The organism is Dokdonella sp. (genome assembly GCF_051958935.1).
Taxonomy (GTDB): domain Bacteria; phylum Pseudomonadota; class Gammaproteobacteria; order Xanthomonadales; family Rhodanobacteraceae; genus Dokdonella_A.
Window position 1 is genome coordinate 25,490 of record NZ_JBQCFP010000109.1, and the last position, 6,215, is coordinate 31,704.

The following is a 6,215-nucleotide window of genomic DNA, read 5'->3' on the forward strand; positions in this document are numbered from 1 at the left end:
GTCCGCCATGCATGCTACGCCCAACAATGTCGCCATTTCCACCGTCGCCATCGACCTCGAACTCGCGTTCGCCGATCCCGATGCGCGCATCGTCGAGCGGCGTCGCCTGAATCGAACGGCGTTCGCGCGCGTGCTCGACAACCGCCCGCCGCTGCACGTCGTGATGGAAGCATGCGGTTCGTCGCACGACTGGGCACGCCGCTTCGCGCGACTCGGGCATGCGGTCGAGCTGCTGCCGGCGCACGACGTGCGACCGTACGTGCGACGCAACAAGACCGATCGCACCGACGCCGCGGGTTGCTCGAAGCCGCGCGCTGCGCGTCGATCCGGCGCGTTCCGGTCAAGACGCCTGAGCAGCAAGGCATCCAGGGGCTGCACCGCGTGCGCGAGTTCCACAAGGCGCAGCGCACCGCGGCGATCACCTCGTGCGCGGCCTGTTGCGGGAGTTCGGGATCCTCCTAACGAGTCGGTCCTCGGGACGAGAAAGCCGATAACACTTCTGGCCCGCAGCGGCCGACTGAACGTGTGGCTTCGTCCCGGCGGATTCCATCATGGCCCGAGAACCGACTGCTCACCCCAAGGCCGAATACACGACTGCAACCGCACCGCTTGCCAGAAGCGAAATTACTCGGTCATTGCAAGGGGAGTCCATATACGAATTGTTAGGGCGCGTGCGGCGAATCGCTTGGCCCGTAGATATTCAAGTCTAAGGCAACGCCCAGGGCGCCTAGGCATGACATGAGAGACGACGAAATCGGGAAGCCGCTATTGAAGCCTTCCAGGAAAAAACCGACGAAGAGCTCTGCAGAGCCGCCCGACTCACGATGAAGGCCCAAGAATTCCGCATGGCGCACGAGCCTTTCTGCCACTCTCGCTAAGGCATCTTCGATTTCCTCACCTTGGATGAGGTCCAGCGCACCGACCCAGTACGAATCCGTGTGCACGCCCGGCAAAGTGGCCCCGCGCGGCGAGGTACGTGACTCCCCGACCGACCAGACGCGGATCGTCTCGAGCCCGAAGCGCTCAGCGCATGTGTCTAGGCGCGCGTTCGGATGATTGAGGCGGAGCGAGAGTTTGTATCGGTACGTTCGCGGTACTTGTTCCATCAGCGCCCTAACTACAAATACAGCCCATATGCGGGGCGTTACACGGCATCCTGCGCGTGGCCGTAGTTCGCGTCAAGCGTTACTATTAAACAATTTCAGTTACTTACGTCGTCGCCGCTGCAGTCCATCGCCGTCCGGTTCGATTGCAATACCCCGGATGCGACGGCGTAATGGTTTACGCATTCGAGAACGAGGACGTAACGCGGTTTCGTATCGTCAGTCTCCCGCGCCGCGCCTGATGGATGAAGATCGACGCGGGGTTCGGCTCGAATGTTTGCGCAAATCGAGCGTGACGCGTCGCGCACAACGCCTATTCTGGCGCGGAAGACGTGACGACTTCGCGTGGCGTGTCAGGCGCGGGCACTTTGGACTTCGACGTACCGAGGATCGAGCCGAGGATCACCAGCGGAAACCCGATTGCCATCCCTGCGGTCAGCGGTTCGTGCAGCACGATGACGCCGAGCAGCAGCGCGACCGCGGGATTGATGTAGGTGATCACGGTCGCACGGGCCGGGCCGGCTTCGGCGATGAGGGCGAAGAAGAGCAGGAACGCGGTCGCCGTGCAGAACAGCGCGAGTGCGACGACCGATCCGCCCGCGGCGAGGCTCACCTCGTGCGGCCAGAGGAACGGCGCGAATGGTGCGTACAGCAGGCTCGCAAGGAGGAGCGACGCGGTGACCACGCCGAGCGGCGGCACGCCGCCGAGCTTGCGGTCGATGATGATCGGGCCGATCGCATAGCCGACCGCGGCGAGCACGGCCGCGCCGACCGCGGGCAGGTCGTCGAGGTGGATGTCCAGGCCGACCAGCGCGGCGACGCCGGCGAAACCGAGGCCGAGTCCGAACAGGCGGCGCGCGCCGAACCGATCGTGGCCGAGACGGGCGAGGATCACCGCGGCGATCAGCGGCACCACCGCGATGAGCAGGCCCGCGGTCGAACTCGTGAGGCGCGTCTCCGCATGGCCGAGCAGCAGCCACGGCCCGTTGATCTCGACCAGCGTGAATGCGAGCAATGGCTTCCAATGACGGAACGCGGGCGCGAGCGACTTCGCGCGCAACGCGACCGGCAACAGCAGCAGCGCGCCGAGCGTCGTGCGGCCGAACGCGACGACGAGCGGATCGATCTCCGCGACCGCGATGCGGATGAGCAGGTAGGGCACGCCCCAGATCAGGCTGAGGACGAAGAACAGGGTCCACCCGCGTCGGGTCATGGCGCCTCCGGTGCAAACCGTTAGCGTACGACGGCGCGCGGGTCCGTGCGCGGACAGACACTCATAAGCGCAATGATGGTCACGCGCGGCGCGCAATCAGGTACAGCCAGCGCTCGTCGCCGTGGCGGTGGCGCGCTTCCCATTCGACGGCGAAGCCGGCCGCGGCAAGCCGCGCGTGCAATGCATCGGCCTGCCACAGCACGAGGCGATAGTCGCCCGATTCGCCATGGTCCCAGCCGTCACCCTCGCCTTCGCGCATCGAGGCGAGGAACAGGCCGCGCGGATGCAACGCGCCGGCGATCTTGCGCAGCACCTCGTCGAAACGTTCACGCTCGACGTGCTGCAGGACGCAGAGCGCGACCACGGCGTCGTACGGACCCGGCAGTGCGTCCTCGACCACGTCGAGTGATGCGACCACGCGGCCGCGTTCGGCCTGGAACGCGCGGAACGCCGAGGTCACGTCGGTGCGATCGACCCCGACGCCGAGCGCTTCGAGGAAATCCGCATCCCACCCAGGCCCCGAGCCGATCTCGAGTGCGCGCGCGCCGCGCGGCAGCTCGCCTGCGAGGCGGCGCAGTGCCGCTTCGCCGACGCCGGATGGTGTCGGCGCAACCGCTGCAGCGTAGTCGCGTGCGCAGGCTTCGTAGCCTTCGATCGTGCGACGATTCGCGTCGCTCGCCGCGGGGTGATCCGGTGTCGATCGCGTCATGACGTTCTTCGTTGACGAGTGGGCCGATGAAGACGGGCGGCTCAGTCCGCGAGCGGAATCCACAGATTCAGGCCGCCTTCGCCGCTGCGTGGGTCGAAGGTCTCATGATGACGTTCGAGGATCGGCGCGTCGGCGACGCGCAGGCCGCTCGCCGGCAGTGCGCCGTTCCAGATCGCGGCGTAGGTGTCGTAGATCGTCGACACGTGGCCGCGATGCTCGAACACTGCGTAGCGGCATGCAGGAACCTCGAACGCGACGAGATCCGTCGGCACGTGGCCGATCGCGCGCACCTCGACCGCGCAGACGTACTCGAATCGGCCCTCGTCGTCGGGCGCGCGCGTGACGCCGAGCGGAATCGGATCGGCCTTCGCGGCGATCGCGTCGTCGTACGCCATGAAGCGCTGCCACTGCGCCGGGATGCGGATCGCGCTCTCGAACGTGTGCGTCTCGGCGAGCCCGACCACGCGCAGCGCGTCCTGGCGCAGCAACCGCGGCGGATCGAGCGCGCGCGGCGTGCGCGCGACGAGATCGAGCGGACCGACCAGCGCGAGCCCCTCGACGCTGCGCGCGTCGCGCACCTGTTCGGGCGTAACGCCGAAGCGGTCGCGGAAAGCGCGCGTGAACGCTTCATGCGACGCATAGCCGGCGTCGAACGCGACCGTGAGAATGTCCGGCACGCCCGCCGCGAGCGTGCGCGCCGCTTCGCTGAGCCGGCGACCGCGCAGGTACTTCACGACCGACAGCCCGGTCGTCGCACCGAACGCGTTCGCGACGTGCGATCGCGACACGCCGCACGCCTGCGCGATCGCATCGAGGCCGAGCTCGCGCGATGAGTTGCGTTCGATGACCCAGACGGCCTTGTCCACGAGCGACATGCGTACCTCGATCGTTGCGGCACGACGCCAGACTAGCGAACGGCGCGGAGCCGCACTTGATCGATCGTCCAGCGATGCAAGGACGAACGCACCCTTCGCGTGTTCAGCCCCCGCGCAGATGCGCGGCGAGGAAAGGCAACACGTGTGCCGCATAGTCCACGCCGGCGAACGCGCACAGATCGACGTGCGCGGCGCCCGGAACGATCCAGAGTTGCCGAGGTTCGCTCGCCGCGGCGAACAGTGCGCGCGACTGGCCGAGCGTGGTGTGGCGATCCGTCTCGCCGGCGAGGATCAGCACGGGCGCGTCCACCGACGCGATGTGCTCGATCGGTCGCAGCAGCGACGGCGCAAGGCCGAGATGCCAGCTCATCTCGCGCTCGAGCACGGGCGACAGTGCCGGTCCGAAAGGACCGAGGTAGTTGCGCAGGCGATTGTCGAGCGCTTCCTCGACGATCGGATAGACCTGCTCGAGCACGATCGCGTCGGGCGCCGGCTTCGGGTGCGCGAGCAACACGGCCGCTCCGCCCATCGATGTCGCGATCACTCCGATGCGCTCGTGCGGCGCCGCTTCGCGCAGCCAGGCGAGCGCGGCGCGTGCATCGAGGCGTTCGCGCCAGCCGAACGTGATCGCCTCGCCGCCGCTCTCGCCGTGCGCCTGGAAGTCGAACAACAGCACCGCATGGCCCGCCTGCGCGAGCAGGCGCGCGCGTCCGAGCATCGCGGTGCGATCCCGCATGCACCCCGTGCATGAGCACGACGGCACCCTCGCCCGGCTGTCCAGGCACGTACCAGCCGCGGAGTTCCGCGCCCGATTCGCTAAGGAATGCCACCGGACGCGCATGGAGGCCCGGTGGCGGCGCGCCGATCGCGCGATGATTCGGCCGCGTCAGAAGCACGGTGACGCACCAGCCGCCGAGCACGACGGCAACGGCGAATACGCAGGCGATGGCGACGATGCGGCGTAGCAGCCTCTTTGCCCGCATCATCATCGCGGGTTCGCAGCGGGCGCTTCGGCGGACGATGCGCGCTCCGCATCCGCCGCCGACGCAGGGATCGCGGAAACCGCGCAACATGCCCCGGCACCGGCCGGACCGCGATCGAGCGTCCAGAGCACGAACAGCACGACGATCAGCACGCCCGCGATCGTCCAGGTCCAGCGCGCGTGGCTGCGTTCGGCGCGACGGTCGTCGGTCGACGTGTCCATCACGCGCCTGCCGTGGGATCGACGCCGCCGATGAGTTCTTCCTGCAGTTGCTTGAGTTCGCCCCAGCGGTTGTCGGCCGCGAGTGCGGCCTGGCGCGCCCAGGTCGCCGGATTGGCGAAGCGGAAATACGGGCCGCCGTGCTCGAGGATCGCGTTCATGCGCTCGGGGTCGAGTGCGGCGAGGGCGGCGAAACCGTTCACGCCGTGCGAGCGGAGCAGCTCGTCGAGCTTGGGCCCGATGCCTTCGATGATCGTGAGGTCGTCGGCGTGCCTGAGGTTGAACCCGGCCGCGCGCGCAGCGCCGACATCGATGAGGCGCGCATGCGACATCGGCGCATGCGATGCGGGCGATTCGTCGATCGGAGCCGGCGGTGGCGGCGACGGCATCACCGGCGGCGAGTCCGGCAACGGTGCGGCGACGGCGCGCGGCGCCTGCGGCGGCGTGCGTCGCACATACCGCTGCAACAGCCAGTTCGCGAGCCAGCCGAGCAGCAGGCCGAACAAAAACCACCACAGGCAGCACGCCAGCACGCCCATCATGTCGCTCCTCGGCTGCTTCGCGGAAAAACGCGCTCCATCGGCGCAATGTACTCCCGCGGCAACCCATTCGCGCGCACTACCGGCGGTCGCCCTCGCGCGGTACTGTGGACATTCAGGCGGGCTGTGGTGAGCATCCGCGCTTCGTCGTTTTTTCGTGCCCCGGAAATTCCATGCGCATTCCCCGAATCTACGTCCCGCAGCCGCTGCATCCGGGCCGCGAGGTGGATCTGCCCGTGCAGGCGGGCGAACACATCGCGCGTGTGCTGCGCCTCGACCGCGGCCATCCGTTGCGTCTTTTCAACGGCGACGGCAGCGAGTTCTCCGGCGAGATCGCTTCGCTCGCCAAGCGCGCAGTCAGCGCGCGCGTGCTCGAGCCGGTAGCGAGTGCCGACCGCGAGAGTCCGCTGCGCATCACGCTCGGCCAGGGCGTCGCGCGCGGCGAAAAGATGGACTGGATCCTGCAGAAAGCTACCGAACTTGGTGTTGCCCAAATCGTGCCGCTGGTCACCGAGCGCACGGAGGTGAAACTCGACGAGGAGCGCGCCGAACGCCGCATGGCGCATTGGGACAGC

At 67.9% G+C, this 6,215-nt stretch carries 7 protein-coding genes and 1 pseudogene; 2 read left to right on the forward strand and 6 right to left on the reverse strand.

The features are described from left to right. Positions 1–7 precede the first annotated feature (7 nt). Positions 8–455: pseudogene (locus ACTHK2_RS10675) on the forward strand (IS110 family transposase); the annotation flags it as partial. A gap of 961 nt (positions 456–1,416) precedes the next feature. On the opposite strand, the gene ACTHK2_RS10680 reads toward ACTHK2_RS10675, so the two are convergent. The 6 genes from ACTHK2_RS10680 to ACTHK2_RS10705 all read right to left on the reverse strand — a co-directional run bounded on the left by ACTHK2_RS10680 (position 1,417) and on the right by ACTHK2_RS10705 (position 5,643). Continuing rightward, positions 1,417–2,316, reverse strand: coding sequence for a DMT family transporter (locus ACTHK2_RS10680; RefSeq protein ID WP_440245691.1), 900 nt, complete (start codon positions 2,314–2,316; stop codon positions 1,417–1,419). Positions 2,317–2,395: 79 nt separating this feature from the next. Beyond that, complete coding sequence (locus tag ACTHK2_RS10685; RefSeq protein WP_440245692.1) at positions 2,396–3,025, reverse strand: methyltransferase domain-containing protein; 630 nt, start codon at positions 3,023–3,025, stop codon at positions 2,396–2,398. 41 nt (positions 3,026–3,066) lie between these two features. Next, complete coding sequence (locus ACTHK2_RS10690; protein WP_440245693.1) at positions 3,067–3,900, reverse strand: AraC family transcriptional regulator; 834 nt, start codon at positions 3,898–3,900, stop codon at positions 3,067–3,069. 103 nt (positions 3,901–4,003) lie between these two features. After that, complete coding sequence (locus ACTHK2_RS10695; protein WP_440245694.1) at positions 4,004–4,741, reverse strand: alpha/beta hydrolase; 738 nt, start codon at positions 4,739–4,741, stop codon at positions 4,004–4,006. A gap of 144 nt (positions 4,742–4,885) precedes the next feature. Beyond that, a complete protein-coding gene (locus ACTHK2_RS10700) occupies positions 4,886–5,104 on the reverse strand; it encodes a hypothetical protein (protein ID WP_440245695.1) in 219 nt (72 codons plus the stop codon). After that, entirely contained in the window at positions 5,104–5,643 is a 540-nt protein-coding gene (locus ACTHK2_RS10705) for a hypothetical protein (RefSeq protein ID WP_440245696.1), read from the reverse strand. Before ACTHK2_RS10705 ends, ACTHK2_RS10700 begins: the two co-directional genes overlap by 1 nt. 170 nt (positions 5,644–5,813) lie before the next feature. Between ACTHK2_RS10705 and ACTHK2_RS10710 the strand changes: the two genes are divergently transcribed. Continuing rightward, on the forward strand, positions 5,814–6,215 hold a 402-nt coding region (locus ACTHK2_RS10710; protein WP_440245697.1), incomplete at its 3' end, for an RsmE family RNA methyltransferase.

What these genes read in the sequence shown, in the direction of transcription:
- ACTHK2_RS10680 (WP_440245691.1), bottom strand. Translation starts at nt 2,316, where the DNA reads ATGACCCGACGCGGGTGGACCCTGTTCTTCGTCCTCAGCCTGATCTGG.
- ACTHK2_RS10685 (WP_440245692.1), bottom strand. Translation starts at nt 3,025, where the DNA reads ATGACGCGATCGACACCGGATCACCCCGCGGCGAGCGACGCGAATCGT.
- ACTHK2_RS10690 (WP_440245693.1), bottom strand. Translation starts at nt 3,900, where the DNA reads ATGTCGCTCGTGGACAAGGCCGTCTGGGTCATCGAACGCAACTCATCG.
- ACTHK2_RS10695 (WP_440245694.1), bottom strand. Translation starts at nt 4,741, where the DNA reads ATGCGCGTCCGGTGGCATTCCTTAGCGAATCGGGCGCGGAACTCCGCG.
- ACTHK2_RS10700 (WP_440245695.1), bottom strand. Translation starts at nt 5,104, where the DNA reads ATGGACACGTCGACCGACGACCGTCGCGCCGAACGCAGCCACGCGCGC.
- ACTHK2_RS10705 (WP_440245696.1), bottom strand. Translation starts at nt 5,643, where the DNA reads ATGATGGGCGTGCTGGCGTGCTGCCTGTGGTGGTTTTTGTTCGGCCTG.